We start from the raw sequence: 16,700 nt of genomic DNA, 5'->3' as shown, positions 1-16,700 counted from the left end.
AGTTTAGTGAGGCGGCGGCCAAGTCCATGGCCGTTGCCCAACGCCGCAAATGGCTGGCCGATCTGCCCGTGACACATCTTGCCTATGCCCATCACGCAGCCGAAGTGGCGCAGGAGCATTTCGCCGACGATCTTATCCCCGTCAGCGATGTCATGCCCGAAACCCATCTAAAGCACGACGAGATCGAAGCACGCATCCAGTCGATCAACGATGACTTCGACGGGGAACGTCCGAAGCGGTTACGGGTCCGGGTTAAATATTATCACGGTAGCAGGCTCTCGGTGTTTGTTTCCGATGCAGGCAAGCGAGCCCAACGCAGGCTCGTCCAAATCAACACACGAAGGCTGGAAAAGCGAGACATTTTGACCGAGGCAAAAGCAAAAGTCGAAGCCGCCATTGCGGAGTTCTACGATTACGCCACCGCGAAGTGGTTCATGGACGCACATGGCAATGCGTTGCTAGCTGAAGACGGGTTTCATGTCCGAGAAGGTTTTAACGTGCTCGTGATGGTCGAAGATGCAAAAGAGCTGCCGTCTATCTGATGTTGCACTTGGGGAGCGGATTTTCCCTTTGCGGCCAAAAGCCTCGTCATTGGGAATATCTGATATTTGGCGCAAAGCTGACCCGGTCTCACGGAGCTGTAATGGGTTTGTTCTCGAAGCGAATTCTAAAGTTGCGACGTTGGAAATCTTCTCTGAAACACACGAAAATCAGTTCGAGATCTTGCAAAGCGTCTTGCCGTCCTAGGAGACTGAATGACGCTACGATCACACCATTATACCCTCGGGTGATACGAAACGCTGCATTGCGCATCGCGATGGCATCAGGATCTCCACGATCCTCACGGCGGTCATAGACAACCCAAAACCGGGCTGCCTTCCATGTCACTTCGAGCATTTCTCGGACGTTTGCGAGAAATTCTTCACCGCTCATGGAGGGTCCCCACGACAAAGGCGTCTCGCCGTCATCATCCGCGACACTGAAATAGCCGTCGTATTCGCGATCAGTATTCAGCGCCTCCTCGATTCTTGCAAATGCCTTGTCTTCAGTGATCGTCGTTTTGAACAAGATTGTCATGGACTAAGTTCCGAGCCTCTCGATCACAGCATTCTTGCGGCTCGACCGCTGCGCCGTGTGGCATTGTTGTAGTAGCTGGATGCCTGCTGAACGGAACGATGGCGTGATTGCTCCATGGCCTCGGGGAGGAGAATGCCCCGGTTCGCGGCTTCCGTCAGATATCCGGATCGCAGCCCGTGAGCGGAAAACTCCCCCGGTTCCAGCCCGGCCAGTACCACACGCTGCTTCAGGATCGCATTGATGGCACCCGGTTCCAGCGCATGTTTGGACAGATTTCCCCAGCGATCGATCTTGCGGAAAATGCTTCCGCTATCGATGCGCGCGGCCGTCATCCATGCATTCAATGCATCGACGGGCCGCCCCGTTAAATAAACAACGTAGTCGTTTTCAGTACCCGACGTTTTTGTTCGTCCGAGATGAATGGAGAGCGAGGGGAGGGGAGGGGCGTTGTCGAGCACAATCGGCGCCTCAACCGTCAACGGCTCTTTGCGCAGCCCAGCGATTTCGCTGCGCCGACGACCACCGGAGGCAAACGCCACCATCAAAATTGCACGGTCACGGACGTCGCGCAGGCTATCGGTGCTACAGGTCGCAAGGAGCTTTGCCAGGACGTCACCGGTCACAGCCTTGGCGCTTTTGCGTTTTCGCGGACGCGGCGCGGCGCGGACAGCCAGTCGGATCGCCTGCTTGAGGGCAGGGGAGGAGAATACGCCTTGGTGGCCGCGCCATTTCGTCAGCGTCGACCACGAGGCAAGCCTACGCCTTACCGTGTCGGGTGCGTGAGGACCGATGGATTTCAGAAACCCTTGGCCCCGCAAGAGCCGGTCAACGTTCTGCGGCATGCCATGATCACGATCGCTGATGCGCTTTTCGGGATCCCACAGATGATGGGCAACGAATTTGAGCAGGAGAGCTTCAGGTGCCGGCCAGGGGAGGGAGGTTCCAGTTGCCGCGAGCGACCATGCCTGCAGATAGGCAAGGTCTGACGTCAGTGCCCGCAGCGTGTTGGCACCCATTCCCTCGTTGACCAGATGGCGAAGCGTCTCGATATCTTGATCGGTCAAAAACTCCGCAAGTTCGTCGCGACGTTCGAGCGGCAGGACCGCTGCAATCGTGTCAAGTTCGCGCAAGCGGCGATCAAGACCACTCATATCGGCAATCCATGCTCATCATAAAAGTCGTCGTGGTTGGATGTGGCGCCGACTGGAACATTCTTGCGACCTTCAGCAAAGGCCAGGAACCTTTCCATCGCCTCTTCTTTTTTCTCGATCGGGATCAAGGTGGCAATCGGCGTCCCGTCTCTGCAGATCACGATCTCATCACCAAGGAGCGCTAGCTCAATCAGATCCTCAAGCCGTTCAGCCGCCTCTGCTATCTCGACAAACACTTTCATCCCTGCCTTATCAGATCCGTTCGTGCAGCACCGTGTCGAACACGACATCGGTTGAGATCAGCACGCAATGTTCCAGTCTCGTCTGTGCTGCAAGAATGCGATCCCAGGGATCACGATGGTCCCAGTCAAAGCTTGCAGCAAGCTCGGCGTGCAGATCGGTTATGGCAAGAGTTTGCAGGCCACTGGCTGTTACGGCTGCTCGCAACTCCTGTGGCTTCAGGTCGAGCTTCTTCAGCCGCATCTTGTTATCCAGCTCATAGAACGAAACGGCGCTGACCAAAATGACATTTGTCTTGTCCTCGATCAGCGCTCGTGCGCGTGCAGAAAGCCTCTCGCTTCCGATTGCCCATCAGTAGATCGCATGACTATCAAGCAATATCTTCATCGCGCTAATTCACCAGACTTGTCCTGCCAGACACCGGTCTCGTCGTTCCAGTCGCCTGCATCGATCGCAGCCTGCACGGCATCAACGGTGTCGAACAGATCATCGGGAAGGCCACGATGGCGCAAAAGGCCAAAGGGACGTTTGTTGCCGTCGGCGGCTGGTCCAATGCGGGCATAGACCTTGTTGCCGCGCATAATGACAATTTCCTCGCCCTGATTGGCACGCTCGAGGACTTCCGCAAAATTCTTGCGAGCTTCGCTGATCTTGTAGCTGGTCTGGGGCATCACGAGCTCCGAATTCATTATGGGAGCGACTATACCATGCTACATCAGAACGTACAATTACAACGTACGCGTAAGAACCGATAAGGGATACTTATCGATGGTTATACGTCCTACTCGAAATCGTACCATGTGAAGAACCGTAATATTCAAGTAGAGTTCTTTTAGCAAATCATTTACCATGATTTCAATGCCTTACGATATCGCGAAAATCAGCATAACCCTGATGCGACCCGCTTTTGACGCCGGTGTCGCTCTGGCGCGTCTCGACGAACGCATCGCCCGCTCGAACGTTGGCGCAGGGTGGATCGAGCGCCAAAACTTTACCGACGCTTGCACCTCGCTGTGGATCGACGGCGAACTCGTCCATCTCGAAGACCTAGTCCTCCACGACGCTACCCGCGATATTCGCACGCCCACCCATGAGCTGACAATCGCCCGCGACGTGCTGCGAACTCGCCGGCGCATTGCCGCCCAACCACCTGGCTGGGCGCTTTCGGCCGACGGCGTCCGCACTCTCAGAAAAACCGCGGAGATCACATCAGCCGGCTCCGACGAGGCGGCGACGGCACCTACAATCCGCCGCGCGGTCGCGATCGGTCCGGAAGGAGAGGGGGACGACACCGATGACCTCGAAAACCTTCCCGGCATCGACTATGCCGCCATCGATGCGGTGCTCGCCCGATCGGAGGCAGCGATCAAGAACACAACCCGTCCGGGCCGTGGCGGCGCGGCGGAAAAGGATCCTTTGGTCTATGATCTTGACTGGGACGAGGATGCCCGGCTCGATGAATGGCGCGGGGTGTTGCGCCAGACGGAGAGCTTGCCGCCAGTGCTGCAGGCGATCGTCGCCTTCGATGCCTGGAACGAGCTTTCCGTGTTGCAGCACACGCCCTGGCTCGGCCGGCTGTGGTCCGCATCGATCCTGCGTCAGGCCGGCGTAACCACCGGCGCCCATCTCGCCGCCATCAATCTCGGCCTGAAAACCATTCCCGTCGATCGGCGCCGGCATCGTGATCGGGAGACCCGGTTGCTCGCCATTGCTCACGGCCTTATCGCGGCCGCAGAGATCGGGCTGAAGGAGCACGATCGTCTGGCGCTTGCCCGAACCCTTCTAGAGCGGAAGCTCGATGGGCGACGGACGTCGTCAAGACTGCCAGAACTGGTCGAGCTGGTGATGGAAAAACCATTGGTATCGGCTGGGATGGTGGCCAAGACGCTCGATGTGACGCCGCAGGCGGCGCGGCGGATTGTTTTGGAGCTGGGACTGAGAGAGATGACGGGGAGGGGGAGGTTTCGGGCGTGGGGAATTCTGTAACACACAAGAAAACTTTATTTGTCGTCTTCGCGTCAGGTCGATTGCGAATAGCTCTAATTACCGCTTAGATTGTGTTCTACTTGGGGAGCAGCCTGTGCCATCATTGCGAACAAATCTTGTTAAACGAATTGATCGTTTACCGAAGCCATCGAATACTGCCGATGCTATGCAGCCGTTGTTCGAAGCCGTTAGCAACTCTATTCACTCGACACAGGATCGTTTCCGGGAGAATGTAGCCCGCGACGGCCGTGTTGTGGTCACCATCGTCACAGGCCGTAAGCAGGCGCCAGTGAAGATCGTGGTTGAAGACAACGGGAATGGTCTAGACGAACGTAACTTTGATGCCTTCTCTACCACTGACACGGACAATAAGTACGCTCGTGGCGGAAAGGGTGTGGGCCGTCTTCTGTGGCTTGATTGCTTTGAAGGGATAAAAGTCAAGAGCGTTTACACGGAAGGGGAGGCTGTTAAGCGAAGGAGCTTCAGCTTTGTCTTATCGTTGTCAGACCAGATCGAGGACTACAGCGAGGAGGACCTAACGAACTCTAGCGCTGACACCGGCTTCGTTGTGGAGTTCGACGGACTACGCGACAATACGTATCGAGCAAAATTTCCGGGCAGAGCAAGCTACATATTTCAACACTTTACATCTCATTTCCTTCCGACATTCATCGGTTCAAGGTCGCCTCGAGTGACCGTTCACTGTGGCGACGAGACGCGACACTATCCGGATGAGATCAACTCGGTTATCCATCGAAAAGAGGTAATTCCGAGTATCGAAACCGCCGAGTATGGCGAGCTTAGTCTTACACTCATGGAATGCGACAAGATTGCCAGCGCTGACTTGCAGGGCTCGCATTTTGTCCATTTCATCGCACATGACCGCACCGTTCATTCTCATAAAATAGATGGCAAGCTAGGCTTAAAGTTCTTCGGCGAAAAGAGCGATAGAGTTTTTCACGCCGTACTAACGGGCGCCTACCTCGATAAAAACGTCAATCAAGAGCGAACCAAATTTCAGTTTGAAGACGCCGTTCTCGATAACATCGTTAATGACGTCTGCTTCTCCTATATCGAAGCTTTTCTCGCGGGCCCATTGCAAGCTCTCCACAAAGATCAGCGGACGCGTGTCAGAGCTATAACAGAATCATATCCATCAGTAGCGTTTGGCGACATCGATGATCTCCAGGACAAGCTTCCATCAGGCGAGTTAAATGACGATGCAATATTCGGTCATCTCTCACGTGAACGGTTCCGGCGTGACCAACGGCAGGCGGAGAAAATCAGGAAAGTTCTGGAACGGCTCAAGGAGCCATCAGTCGATGTGAACACCTTCTCTGCCGCAATTGAAGCTGCAGGCAAAGCCATCGAGGAAACCGAGCAGAAAAGCCTTGCGGAGTACATTGTTCGCCGAAAAGTGGTTTTAGATTTCATGGAAATCTTGCTCGAAAAAGTCCGTGATGATTCCCGTGATAGTAGTTACCAGCGAGAAGACATTCTGCATTCGTTCATTTGCCCTTTAAGGATAAACACGCTGGCAGATGGGGCGAGGAAGGTCGTGCCTGCATCGTCGCATGACCTCTGGATCATCGACGAGAGATTGACGTTCGCGCAATATTTCAGCTCGGATGACGAGTTTAACAATCTATCCAGCGCCGTGGACAGTGATGAGCGGCCGGACGTTCTCATATTCGATCATGTACACGGCTTGCGGCAGACCGACGATCCTTCACGGGTGTTGCTCGTAGAGTTCAAGCGTCCTGGCCGGACAAGCTACGCAGACGACGAAAATCCCCAGCACCAAGTTGAGCGTTATGTGCGTCGGCTGCTCGGCGGCGGACAGATCGACGTGCGCGGGAGGCCCATTAAACTGAAAGAAGACACGGTTTTCTACTGCTTCATTGTCGCCGATATAGTGGGGAAAATGGACGACTGGACTTATTCCTGGGATCGAACTGCGGATGGTCGAGGTCGCTTTTACCAACCACGTAGCGGTTTCAAAGGATCGATAGAGCTGATTGGCTGGGATACGCTTTTGAATGACGCACGCGAGCGAAACCAAGCATTTTTCGACCGAGCAGGAATATCCGGTAAAAGCTTTTTCGTTGAATCACAAGAAGTTGCGCGCGAGCGCCTTCGAGAGCCGGTTGCTGATTCAGTGAATTCCAAGCTGGAAACCGTCAATGGTTCGTAGATCCAGCACAAAAGTGCACTGCTCCAATGTCGGCCGCGACTAGAAGTGAGGAAAAGTCTTGTTCTTTAAAATTCTAGCAAGTGGTGTAAGGCCACCGGCCGATGCCATCGGCTGCGCGTTTCTGCTGACGGACAATTGGGATGACTGGTTTAAATACAATACCTTGTACCAATTGGTGGTCTTTGACGGAGACGGAACGCGGCATGACATAGGTGGCGTTAAGATTGGTCAGTTCAAAATGGAAAAAGAACAGCGACGGCCAGTGTTGCCCGTGGAGTTCGATGAGCTCGGCGAGGAGTTCTTCTCCCTTGGCCAAGATGACAGCTACTACGAAGACTTGAACAACCTCGGAGATGAAGCGCGCGACTTTATTCTGCGCGGTTTGCGCGACATGGCGTTTGATCTTGATCTTTTTCAACTCGCCCGCGAAGAGGGTGTCACGGGTGTTTCGCTTTTGCGGTCAGTGACGCCGGCAACGGTCCGAGGGCAGTTTTCACGTATGTCGCGTGGGGGCGCCCGGCTTTCAAAATATCGGTTTTCCTATACCGGGCCAAAACCCCGGAGAGCCGCTGTGCCGCCTCCGGTCTTTGAGTTTGAAGTTGAGCCAGGCTCAAACCCGCCGACAAATGTGCATGTAATTATTGGACGAAACGGAGTCGGGAAGACCCATCTGCTCAATAACATGACCCGGGCGATAGTTGATTCGAACGCTAGGACGAGCGAAGTCGGATCGTTTGAAGGGGATCCAGAGGATATTCTAGAAGATCAAGTTTTCGCAAATATTGTATCCGTCTCCTTTAGTGCATTCGACTCATTTGAGCCGCTGCCCAACCGACAAAACAAAAGCGAAGGCATTCTTTATACCTACGTCGGTCTGAAACGGATCGACAGTGCGGACAAGGATCGACGCCTCGTTCCGAAGTCTCCAGCAAGATTGGCAACAGAGTTCGCAAATAGCGTGCTCGTTTGCCGTCAGGGGGCAAGGGCTTCAAGATGGCAACGTGCCCTGGAAACACTGGAAACCGATCGCGTCTTTAGCGATGCGGAAGTGGTCGAACTGGCAAACCCTGAGCTCGACAGCGAAGACGTGAAAGGGGAGGCCCGGCGCAAATTCGACTTGCTGAGTTCGGGCCACAAAATCGTCCTTTTGACAATAACTCGACTGGTTGAGACAGTTGAAGAGCGCACGCTTGTCCTGCTCGATGAGCCCGAGGCCCATTTGCATCCGCCTTTGTTGTCAGCTTTCGTCAGGGCGTTGTCCGACCTGCTGGTCAACAGGAATGGTGTGGCAGTTATTGCAACGCACTCTCCTGTGGTCGTCCAAGAAGTGCCAATGAATTGCTGCTGGAAGATTCGACGAATAGGAGAGCGTTCTATAGCTGAGAGACCGGAAGTCGAGACGTTTGGTGAGAACGTTGGCATCTTAACACGCGAGATCTTCGGCCTCGAGGTAACTCATTCTGGGTTTCACAAATTGCTTACGGATGAGGTTCAGAGCGGTTCGACCTTTAATGGGATTGTCGAAAAGTTTGACAACGAACTCGGCGGTGAAGCGCGCGCGCTCGTGCGGGCCTTGATCGCAGCGAGAGATGCGAACGACATCTGATGCTGAAACTCGACAAACCAGCCCAAAGCGCACTCGACACATTTACCCTCTGCATTAGCCGTGTGAAAAACGTCAATCTGAAAACTCGGCTGAACGCTGCAACAGGTGCTGTTGTTGCAGCGTCCGCCGCATATGACATCGCCGGACCACTTCAGAACCTTCATTCCGTTCCCAGGACCGCACCGGTTGTTGCAGTCACAAAGGATGAAATGGAGACCGTTTACACCCAGCGAATGGCGGGATCAAAAGGTCCCGGGCGTCCAATTTATGACGAGATTTTTGCTTCTGCGCCTAACGGCCGCTGTCCTCTTTGTGCTCATCGTAACGTGATGACATTGGATCACCATCTGCCCAAGGCTCACTACCCTGCGCTTGCTGTGTCGCCCTTGAACCTGGTGCCATCATGTACCGATTGCAACAAGGCAAAACTGGCGGGGTTTCCTACTACGGCGCAAGAGGTTGGCATTCATCCCTATTACGATGATGTCGACTCCGAGACGTGGTTGGTCGCGAGCGTCGTGCCGACCTCGCCCAGCGCGCTCCTCTTTGAGGTACAAGCCGTTGCAGCTTGGGATCCAATTCTTATGCAAAGAGTCCGAAATCACTTCAAGGAGCTAAAGCTTTCGACGCTCTATGCGTCTCAGTCCGCTGAAGAATTGCTGAACATACGGTACACTCTTAGTCAAACATACGGAGCCGGGGGCGTGAACGCTGTTCGCGATGAGTTAATGGCAAAGGCCATCAGTTGCAGCAACGCTCGCCGAAATGGTTGGAGAACGGCCGCTTATTTTGCATGGGCGTCTGACGACTGGTTTTGTGACGGCGGCTTTGCGTGAGCACAGGAAATGGTCGCTACAAATTGAGCTCACTCCGATGGATAGAAAGTGTGGAGGCTGGAACAGCTCACAACGACCACCGCTTCTAAATAGCGTTACCGTCGAGGGTGTTCACAGCATTCGTCCGTCTTTCAATCAGATAAATTGTCTCTGTTTATCGAGTGTACACTTTCCTCGCGCTGGAAGCGCAGTTTCGACGATTTTCTAATTGAAAATTCTAGAGTATATTCACTCATTCCAGATGAATTCATAAAATATATGAAGTCTATCGAATTTCGATTTATGTCGTTGTCGTCGAATGATTTGAATTCATCTACGAATGATTCTTCGAACTCATCTCCATTAAATTCATACCACTCGCCTTTGTACCAAAACATTGCCAATCCAAGTTGGATATATCGCTCGACGGTTTGATGATTCCAAAAGGGTTTGACACCTAAGATTTCCCCGTCGGGAAGCCAAGTCTTGGCCTGCCTTAGTCGAGACGTCCTATCCGTTGAGCGGCCGATTTTCAAACGAGATCCCGATCGAATTATGTAAATATATCCAGGATCTCCAGACGAGACGCCGAAATTACCAAGGCTTTTCGAGGGTTGGAAGCTGTCCGGCATAATTTGACGAATCCTCATCTGCGGTGCCTAATCTTGGCACACATGAATCGACTGCTTCAAGTATCGAATGGAACTATGAGGTGACGGAAACCCAGTGGGTGCAGTGAAGCGGACAGGAATCGGCGATTCCAGGATTATACGACGCCTTGAGGGGCGATCAGTTTGGGGGACGGATTTGACCAAGGGAGATATCTGTATTTTTTGCGGGAAGTCGGAGGTGGCTTTCAGTAGTATTGAGCACATAATTCCAGAGTCTTTAGGTAATTTATCCGACAGACATGCCCTGCCTAAGGGTATTGTTTGCGATCGATGTAATAATTACTTTTCCCACAGCGTGGAGGCTCCGATCTTGAGCCATACGTCGTTTCAAAACATTCGCGGTAAGTTTCAAATACCTACCAAACGTCGAAAAATACCTTTCGTGAAAGGATATGCACATGGAACCGACATCGAAGTAGGCATGCGCTTGGAAAAGAAAACGGGAAGGCTGGAAGTCTTTTCCACTAAAGAAAGTCAGAAGTCGGAATTTGAGCGTCTGAAGCGACTTGACGCTCTCTTCATTCGGAAAAATGTTTATGTCTTTCCGATGGATGTGAGACCACCGGAAAAGGAGATGTCTCGGTTCTTGGCGAAAATGGCCCTTGAGGCGATTTTCGCGAGGTTTGATACAGTTTCCGGAACTGAATTTGCTTTAGAAATGATCTCAACGGATCATTACGACAACATTCGGAAGTGGGCTAGGTACGGCAGTAATTTCGACGATTGGCCTTACCATTACCGGGCATACTTCCCGGAAGACACGTTGATGGAACATCCGGAGACAGGCAAGTGGGTTCAGTTTGGGTTCGCTTATGATCTGCTTCTTACGGATCACCCGGAGACATTTTTCATATTTTCATATCACGGCCACGAGTTCGCGATCAATCTTGGCGGCCCCTCCATCAAAGGCTACGAGAAATGGCTCGCCGAAAACAACTACGTCAGTGCCCTTGTGGAAAAGAAGGGTAGTTATGTCCATTCGGAGGTTGAGAGGGGTGCAAAAAAACATTTTCTCGTTCCTATTTTAAAAATGCCTATAGGCTTCGGAAATCTTTGTACTGCCCCGTGACTGCGCAGCCATTGTCGAAGTCGGTCTTCGTCTCCAGAAGGCTTTTGGTATTTTGGCGCGGTTCAATGCGCCCGGCATTCGACGGAGGCGCTATCTCGGGCTGAGTTCGCCTTGAGCCTGAAAAGCGACAAGCAACGCGTAAGAGCAGCTGCTCAGACTGTTTCCGGCGAGTCAATCTGACTTACCTCGCCGGAATTGTTGAGAGCGATCAGCGCTGCTCGGAGACTATCGCAGTACGCCGCCGACCAGCCACGGACAACAAGACGGCACCTACCGCACCCGACAGAACCGAACCCGCGAGAATGCCGATCTTCACACGATCCTGAACGCCGGGATCGTCAAATGCCAGAAGGCCTATAAAAAGGCTCATCGTAAAGCCGATACCGCACAGCAGCGCCGTGCCCGCCACTTGTCCCCAGCTTGCCTGAGCGGGAAGATCTGCAACACCAAGCTTCACCAGAAGAGCCACCGTGCCGAGGACGCCGACCAGTTTGCCAAGCAACAGACCGGCGGAGATACCCATCGTCAGGTGTTCTGAAAAGACCGACATGGAAATGCCGGCAAACGATACGCCGGCATTGGCAAAACCGAATATTGGTACGATCACGAATGCAACGGGCTTGTGAAGCAGGTGCTCGAGCCTGTGCAGAGGAGATTCGTGATGGGCTGCCTCCGGTATGCCGGGTGTCAACTTCAGTGGGATTGTCAGGGCCAGAATAACACCAGCCAATGTCGCGTGAACGCCCGAAGCAAACACGAGCACCCAGAGCACCGCTCCTAACACAAGGTAAGGCCAGAGCGCTTTGACGCCCATCCGGTTGAAGATGATCAGATTGCCGACCACGATGCCTGCGCCCGCAAGGGCCAAGAGATTAAGGTCGGCTGTGTAGAAGATCGCGATGACGATGACAGCGCCAAGATCATCGATGATCGCAAGGGCCGCCAGAAATATCTTGAGCGAGGCAGGGACCCGGCTTCCGAGCAGAGAAAGCACACCGAGTGCAAAAGCGATATCGGTTGCCGTAGGAATGGCCCATCCGCGTAACGCTACCGGATCATTCCAATTGAAATAGACATAGAACAGCGCTGGGAACAGCATGCCGCCCGCGGCGGCTGCACCCGGAAGAATTCGTCGGCTCCAGGTCGAAAGCTGGCCGTCCAGCATTTCTCGTTTGATCTCCAGCCCGACGAGCAGGAAGAAGACGGCCATCAGCGCGTCGTTGATCCAGTGTTGCAGGCTGAGTGGCCCGATATAGACATGGAGGAGATCAAAGTAGGTTTTCGCCAGCGGTGAGTTGGCGGTGATGATCGCCAAAACTGCGACGACCATCAGGACGATACCACCGGATGCCTCGTTGTCGAGGAAATGGCGAAGAGTGGATTGGATGCGACCGGGTCTTTGTTCTGAAGACATGGGTTCTCGCTCCCTTGTGAGAGGTTGATCGAAGTCTCCGTCAATTTCGGGAAGGAACCCGTGGCGCACGCAGCACGCGCCAAGACCTTCAACTTAGGGGAGGCGGTCTGTCTTTTCTATAAAAATCGGTGTTCCGCGATCATGAAATTTGCCGAGGAGTGCGCAAATTTCTGTGTTTTAGGCACTGCTGACTTACCGTAAGACCTTAGAAGGCTGTGCATGACCTTGACACCTCGACCCTGCCATTTAGACCTCGCGACAATTCTGGAATTAGGGAGTGAGGATATGAAAACACTAGGAACCATCTCTACGTTTGTCGGCAAGACATTTGCCGCCTGGGTCATTCTCTTTGCGGTCCTCGGTTTCTTTTTCCCTGACACCTTCAAGCAGATCGCACCGTGGATCGTAACGCTCCTGTCGATCATCATGTTCGGAATGGGTCTCACCCTGTCCGTGGATGATTTCCGCAAAGTTGTGAAGCGTCCGTTCGATGTCACCATCGGCGTGCTTGGTCAGTTCCTCATCATGCCGTTACTGGCCGTGTTGCTGACACGGATTATTCCAATGCCTCCAGAGGTCGCGGCTGGCGTCATTCTGGTCGGTTGCTGCCCGGGCGGCACCTCTTCCAATGTCATGACGTATCTGTCGAAGGGCGATGTTGCACTTTCGGTGGCCTGCACCTCGGTGACGACACTTGCAGCACCGCTGGTAACGCCGTTCCTGGTGTGGATGTTTGCCAGCCAATTTCTGCCGGTCGATGGCTGGGCAATGTTCCTCAGCATCGTCAAGGTCGTACTCGTGCCGCTGGCTCTGGGTGCTGCGTTGCAGAAGCTGCTCCCTGGCGTCGTCAAGGCCGCGGTTCCCGCGCTGCCGCTGGTCAGCGTCGTCGGCATTGTGCTCATCGTTTCGGCAGTCGTTGGTGCATCAAAAGGCGCCATCGCCCAGTCCGGCCTGATGATCTTTGCTGTTGTCGTCCTCCACAATGGTCTGGGCTACCTGCTCGGCTATTTCGCGGCAAAGGCGACGGGCCTTTCGCTTGCAAAGCGCAAGGCAATTGCCATCGAAGTTGGAATGCAGAATTCCGGTCTGGGTGCGGCGCTCGCAACTGCATATTTCTCGCCCCTTGCGGCGGTTCCAAGCGCCATATTCAGCGTGTGGCACAACATTTCTGGCGCGCTCCTGGCAAACTGGTTTTCGAGACGAAGCGATCAGAACACTGGCGCTGACTCAATCAATCGAGCCTAACCCATGTTATCTATAAACATCTGGGGGCACCAGATTGCTCTCAGTGATACCACATTAGAGGCGCTTCTTAGAGGGTGCGTAACCAGATGATCTGGGTGACACCGAGTGCCAGGATGGCCGCGATTGGAAGTCTTGCGATCATATGGACTTGAGGCTCACGCGCTGCTCCAGCTTCTCAGCGTCTTCCTTCCGCTCGCTGTAGCGATCGGTCAGGTAGCTAGATGCGTCCCGCGTCAGCAGCGTGAACTTTACCAGCTCCTCGCAAACGTCGACGACCCGGTCGTAATAGGATGACGGCTTCATTCGGCCGTCCGCGTCAAACTCCTGAAAGGCCTTGGCAACCGAGGACTGGTTGGGGATGGTGATCATTCGCATCCAGCGGCCAAGTACGCGCAGGTGGTTCACCGTGTTGAATGACTGGGAGCCGCCGGACACCTGCATCACCGCGAGGGTCTTGCCCTGCGTTGGGCGGATCGAGCCGACCGCCAGTGGAATCCAATCGATCTGCGCCTTCATGATTCCGGTCATCGCGCCGTGACGCTCCGGCGATATCCAGACATGGCCTTCCGACCACTGGGTGAGGTCGCGCAGTTCTTGGACTTTGGGATGGGTGACCGGTGCGGCATCGGGCAGCGGCAGATCTGTGGGATCGAAGATCCGCACCTCGCAGCCAAGTTCTTCCAGCAACCTGCCCGTCTCGAACGCGAGCAAGCGACTGTACGATACCGTGCGCAGCGAGCCGTAAAGGATCAGGATGCGCGGCTTGTGGGTCGAAAATGCCGGCCGCAGCGCGTCGAGGTCCGGCTGGCGCAGGTGGTCGCAGTCGAGAGCAGACAGATCAGCCAATGCGCTTGCCCTCCCCATCGAGAACCTGCTCGCCGTCTTCCTTGGTAAACGCACCCTTGTGCGTCTCCGGCAGGATGTCGAGTACGACTTCGGACGGGCGTGACAGCCGCGTTCCAAGTGGTGTCACCACGAACGGGCGGTTGATCAGGATGGGGTCTTTCAGCATGGCTTCGAGCAACTGATCGTCGGAGAGGTCCGGGTTGTCGAGGCCAAGTTCGGCATAGGGCGTGCCTTTCTCGCGGATGGCTTCCCGCAACGCGAGGCCTGCGCCGGAAATCATCGTTTGAAGCTGATTACGGCTCGGCGGGGAGGTCAGGTACTCGACAACGGTTGGCTCGATGCCGGCATTACGGATCAGCTCCAAGGTGTTGCGCGACGTGCCGCAAGCGGGGTTGTGATAGATGGTGACGTCCATGATCTCAGGCCTTTTTGATGGTGGCGGCATTGGTCCGGACGGCAGCGCCGCGCTCGTACCAGTTCTTGCTGCGGTTGACGATCCAGACCACGGACAGCATCACCGGCACCTCGACGAGGACGCCGACGACAGTGGCGAGCGCTGCACCGGAGGTGAACCCGAACAGGCTGATGGCGGCGGCCACAGCCAGCTCGAAGAAGTTCGAGGCACCAATCAGGGCGGAGGGACCGGCCACGCAATGCTCCTCGCCGCTGACGCGGTTCAGCACATAGGCGAGGCCTGAGTTGAAATAGACCTGGATGAGGATCGGCACGGCAAGGAGCGCGATGACCATCGGTTGCGCAATGATCTGCTCACCCTGGAAGCCGAACAGCAGCACGAGGGTGGTGAGCAGCGCCACCAGCGAGACCGGCTGCAGGCGACCGGCCATGCGGTCGACATCCGTGCTCCCGCGCAAAACCTGCGCCACGATCACGGGCAGGACGATATAGAGCACGACCGAAAGAATGAGCGTATCCCACGGCACGGTGATGGCGGAAAGTCCCAACAGGAGGGCTACGATTGGCGCAAACGCCACCACCATGATCGCGTCGTTGAGCGCCACCTGGCTCAGCGTGAAGTGCGGTTCGCCCTTGGTCAGGTTGGACCAGACGAACACCATGGCCGTGCAGGGTGCCGCCGCAAGAATGATCAGGCCTGCGATATAGCTGTCGATCTGGGTTTCCGGCAGATACGGTCGGAACAGCCAGCCGATGAACAGCCAGCCAAGCAGCGCCATCGAGAATGGCTTGACCGCCCAGTTGATGAACAGGGTAACGCCGATACCACGCCAGTGACGACCAACCTGGGCAAGAGAAGTAAAATCGATCTTCAGCAGCATGGGGGTGATCATCAGCCAGATCAGCACGGCGACCGGCAGGTTGACCTTGGCGACTTCCACCGCACCGATGGCTTGGAACACGTCCGGCATCAGGTGCCCGAGCCCAATTCCGACAACGATGCACAGGGCGACCCAGACGGTTAGGTAACGCTCGAACGTGGACATCAGGCGACCTGCCCCTGCGGGCGGGTGCCGCCTTCAAGCGCGCCTATCTCGCGAAGGCGGGTTTCCAGCGCCAGCTTGTCGATCGACGTCAGTGGCAGACTGAGAAACGCGGAGATCCGGTTTTCGAGGAAGCGCGCGGCCTTGGAGAATGCTCGGTCCTTCTCGATCTCTGTGCCTTCAACGGCGGCCGGGTCCTCGACACCCCAGTGAGCGGTCATCGGGTGGCCAAGCCACACAGGGCAGGCTTCGCCAGCGGCGTTGTCGCAGACCGTGAAAATGAAATCCATTTGCGGGGCACCGGGTTCGGCGAACTCATCCCAGGTCTTTGAGCGAAAGCCGGTGGACTCGTAACCGAGGGCGCGCAGCGTATCGAGGGCCAGCGGGTGCACTTGCCCCTTGGGTCGGCGACCTGCCGAATAGGCCTTGAAGCGCCCCTTTCCTTCGCCGTTGAGGATGGACTCGGCAAGGATCGAGCGGGCGGAATTGCCGGTGCATAGGAACAGGACACTAAAGACGCGGTCGCTGATCATCGCAGGTTCTCCGAAGTGGACGGGTCGCAGCAGGGGGTGAGAGCGGTGATCAGGGGCACACAGAGTTCGGCGCTGCCGCCGCAGCAGTCCTTGACAAGGTACAGGGTCAGGTCGCGCAACGCATCGATCTCGGCGCGGTAGATGATCGAGCGGCTGTGGCGCTCGCCTCTAATCAGACCGGCGCGCGACAGGATCGCAAGGTGGGCTGACATGGTGTTCTGTGGCACCTCGAGCAGGCGGGCGAGTTCACCGGCGGGCACGCCCTCCGGTTCGTGACGGACCAGCAGTCGGAAGGTGTCCAGACGGGTGGATTGGGCAAGGGCGGCAAACGCCGCAATAGCATTATTTGATTCCATGTATCCAGATTATTGGATATATGACTATTGTCAAGCATCT

General features: G+C 55.2%; 18 protein-coding genes and 1 pseudogene. 7 read left to right on the top strand and 12 right to left on the bottom strand.

What is annotated here, in order from left to right:
- Positions 1 to 542: pseudogene (locus QRN55_RS20515) on the top strand (hypothetical protein); the annotation flags it as partial.
- Between the two features lie 88 nt (positions 543 to 630).
- Here the strand turns inward: QRN55_RS20515 and QRN55_RS20510 are convergent.
- The 5 genes from QRN55_RS20510 to QRN55_RS20490 are packed head-to-tail and all read right to left on the bottom strand — an operon-like array spanning position 631 to position 3,139.
- Positions 631 to 1,077 carry a hypothetical protein gene (locus QRN55_RS20510; RefSeq protein ID WP_284778090.1) on the bottom strand — a complete coding sequence of 149 codons (447 nt, stop codon included), beginning with the start codon at positions 1,075 to 1,077 and terminating at the stop codon, positions 631 to 633.
- A 23-nt stretch (positions 1,078 to 1,100) separates the two neighbouring features.
- Positions 1,101 to 2,228: a tyrosine-type recombinase/integrase gene (locus QRN55_RS20505; RefSeq protein WP_284778089.1), complete on the bottom strand. Its 1,128-nt coding sequence runs from the start codon at positions 2,226 to 2,228 to the stop codon at positions 1,101 to 1,103.
- Positions 2,225 to 2,470, bottom strand: a complete 246-nt coding sequence (locus tag QRN55_RS20500) for a type II toxin-antitoxin system Phd/YefM family antitoxin (protein ID WP_284778088.1) — start codon at positions 2,468 to 2,470, stop codon at positions 2,225 to 2,227. The genes QRN55_RS20505 and QRN55_RS20500 overlap by 4 nt, the downstream gene beginning before the upstream one ends.
- A 10-nt stretch (positions 2,471 to 2,480) precedes the next feature.
- On the bottom strand, positions 2,481 to 2,813 hold the full coding sequence (locus QRN55_RS20495) for a type II toxin-antitoxin system VapC family toxin (protein WP_284778100.1): 333 nt from the start codon (positions 2,811 to 2,813) through the stop codon (positions 2,481 to 2,483).
- A 38-nt stretch (positions 2,814 to 2,851) separates the two neighbouring features.
- Positions 2,852 to 3,139, bottom strand: a complete 288-nt coding sequence (locus QRN55_RS20490) for a type II toxin-antitoxin system Phd/YefM family antitoxin (RefSeq protein ID WP_284778087.1) — start codon at positions 3,137 to 3,139, stop codon at positions 2,852 to 2,854.
- Positions 3,140 to 3,317: 178 nt separating this feature from the next.
- Between QRN55_RS20490 and QRN55_RS20485 the strand changes: the two genes are divergently transcribed.
- From QRN55_RS20485 to QRN55_RS20470, 4 genes are all read left to right on the top strand, one after another.
- Positions 3,318 to 4,454: an RHE_PE00001 family protein gene (locus QRN55_RS20485; RefSeq protein WP_284778086.1), complete on the top strand. Its 1,137-nt coding sequence runs from the start codon at positions 3,318 to 3,320 to the stop codon at positions 4,452 to 4,454.
- Between the two features lie 94 nt (positions 4,455 to 4,548).
- Positions 4,549 to 6,648, top strand: coding sequence for an ATP-binding protein (locus tag QRN55_RS20480; protein ID WP_233125049.1), 2,100 nt, complete (start codon positions 4,549 to 4,551; stop codon positions 6,646 to 6,648).
- A gap of 58 nt (positions 6,649 to 6,706) precedes the next feature.
- Positions 6,707 to 8,254: an AAA family ATPase gene (locus QRN55_RS20475; RefSeq protein ID WP_233125048.1), complete on the top strand. Its 1,548-nt coding sequence runs from the start codon at positions 6,707 to 6,709 to the stop codon at positions 8,252 to 8,254.
- Positions 8,254 to 9,090 (top strand): HNH endonuclease, encoded by an 837-nt coding sequence (locus tag QRN55_RS20470; protein WP_233125047.1) that lies wholly within the window; start codon positions 8,254 to 8,256, stop codon positions 9,088 to 9,090. The genes QRN55_RS20475 and QRN55_RS20470 overlap by 1 nt, the downstream gene beginning before the upstream one ends.
- A gap of 131 nt (positions 9,091 to 9,221) precedes the next feature.
- Here QRN55_RS20470 and QRN55_RS24440 read toward each other — a convergent pair whose 3' ends face one another.
- Positions 9,222 to 9,701, bottom strand: coding sequence for a GIY-YIG nuclease family protein (locus QRN55_RS24440; protein WP_350225193.1), 480 nt, complete (start codon positions 9,699 to 9,701; stop codon positions 9,222 to 9,224).
- A gap of 175 nt (positions 9,702 to 9,876) precedes the next feature.
- Between QRN55_RS24440 and QRN55_RS20465 the strand changes: the two genes are divergently transcribed.
- The gene (locus QRN55_RS20465) at positions 9,877 to 10,809 is read left to right on the top strand and encodes an HNH endonuclease (RefSeq protein ID WP_233125046.1); all 933 of its coding nucleotides are present in this window, start codon (positions 9,877 to 9,879) and stop codon (positions 10,807 to 10,809) included.
- Positions 10,810 to 11,017: 208 nt separating this feature from the next.
- Here the strand turns inward: QRN55_RS20465 and nhaA are convergent, their stop codons facing one another.
- Positions 11,018 to 12,223, bottom strand: a complete 1,206-nt coding sequence (nhaA, locus tag QRN55_RS20460; protein WP_233125045.1) for a Na+/H+ antiporter NhaA — start codon at positions 12,221 to 12,223, stop codon at positions 11,018 to 11,020.
- 285 nt (positions 12,224 to 12,508) lie between these two features.
- Here nhaA and QRN55_RS20455 point away from each other — a divergent pair, with 285 nt between their 5' ends.
- Positions 12,509 to 13,468 (top strand): bile acid:sodium symporter family protein, encoded by a 960-nt coding sequence (locus QRN55_RS20455; protein WP_233125044.1) that lies wholly within the window; start codon positions 12,509 to 12,511, stop codon positions 13,466 to 13,468.
- Between the two features lie 138 nt (positions 13,469 to 13,606).
- Here QRN55_RS20455 and arsH read toward each other — a convergent pair whose 3' ends face one another.
- From arsH to QRN55_RS20430, 5 genes are read right to left on the bottom strand one after another with little or no spacing between them, the layout of a single operon-like run.
- Positions 13,607 to 14,332: an arsenical resistance protein ArsH gene (arsH, locus tag QRN55_RS20450; RefSeq protein ID WP_233125043.1), complete on the bottom strand. Its 726-nt coding sequence runs from the start codon at positions 14,330 to 14,332 to the stop codon at positions 13,607 to 13,609.
- Positions 14,307 to 14,729, bottom strand: a complete 423-nt coding sequence (arsC, locus tag QRN55_RS20445; RefSeq protein WP_233125042.1) for an arsenate reductase (glutaredoxin) — start codon at positions 14,727 to 14,729, stop codon at positions 14,307 to 14,309. The genes arsH and arsC overlap by 26 nt, the downstream gene beginning before the upstream one ends.
- Before the next feature lie 4 nt (positions 14,730 to 14,733).
- Complete coding sequence (arsB, locus tag QRN55_RS20440; RefSeq protein ID WP_284778084.1) at positions 14,734 to 15,774, bottom strand: ACR3 family arsenite efflux transporter; 1,041 nt, start codon at positions 15,772 to 15,774, stop codon at positions 14,734 to 14,736.
- Entirely contained in the window at positions 15,774 to 16,304 is a 531-nt protein-coding gene (locus QRN55_RS20435) for an arsenate reductase ArsC (RefSeq protein WP_233125040.1), read from the bottom strand. The genes arsB and QRN55_RS20435 overlap by 1 nt, the downstream gene beginning before the upstream one ends.
- The gene (locus QRN55_RS20430; protein ID WP_233125039.1) at positions 16,301 to 16,660 is read right to left on the bottom strand and encodes an ArsR/SmtB family transcription factor; all 360 of its coding nucleotides are present in this window, start codon (positions 16,658 to 16,660) and stop codon (positions 16,301 to 16,303) included. The genes QRN55_RS20435 and QRN55_RS20430 overlap by 4 nt, the downstream gene beginning before the upstream one ends.
- Positions 16,661 to 16,700 lie beyond the last annotated feature (40 nt).

Origin of the sequence: Agrobacterium sp. lyk4-40-TYG-31 (assembly GCF_030209855.1) — a bacterium.
GTDB classification, from domain to species: Bacteria; Pseudomonadota; Alphaproteobacteria; order Rhizobiales; family Rhizobiaceae; genus Agrobacterium; species Agrobacterium vaccinii.
The sequence above is the reverse complement of the archived record's forward strand: the minus strand, read 5'-3'. Positions and strand labels throughout refer to the sequence as shown.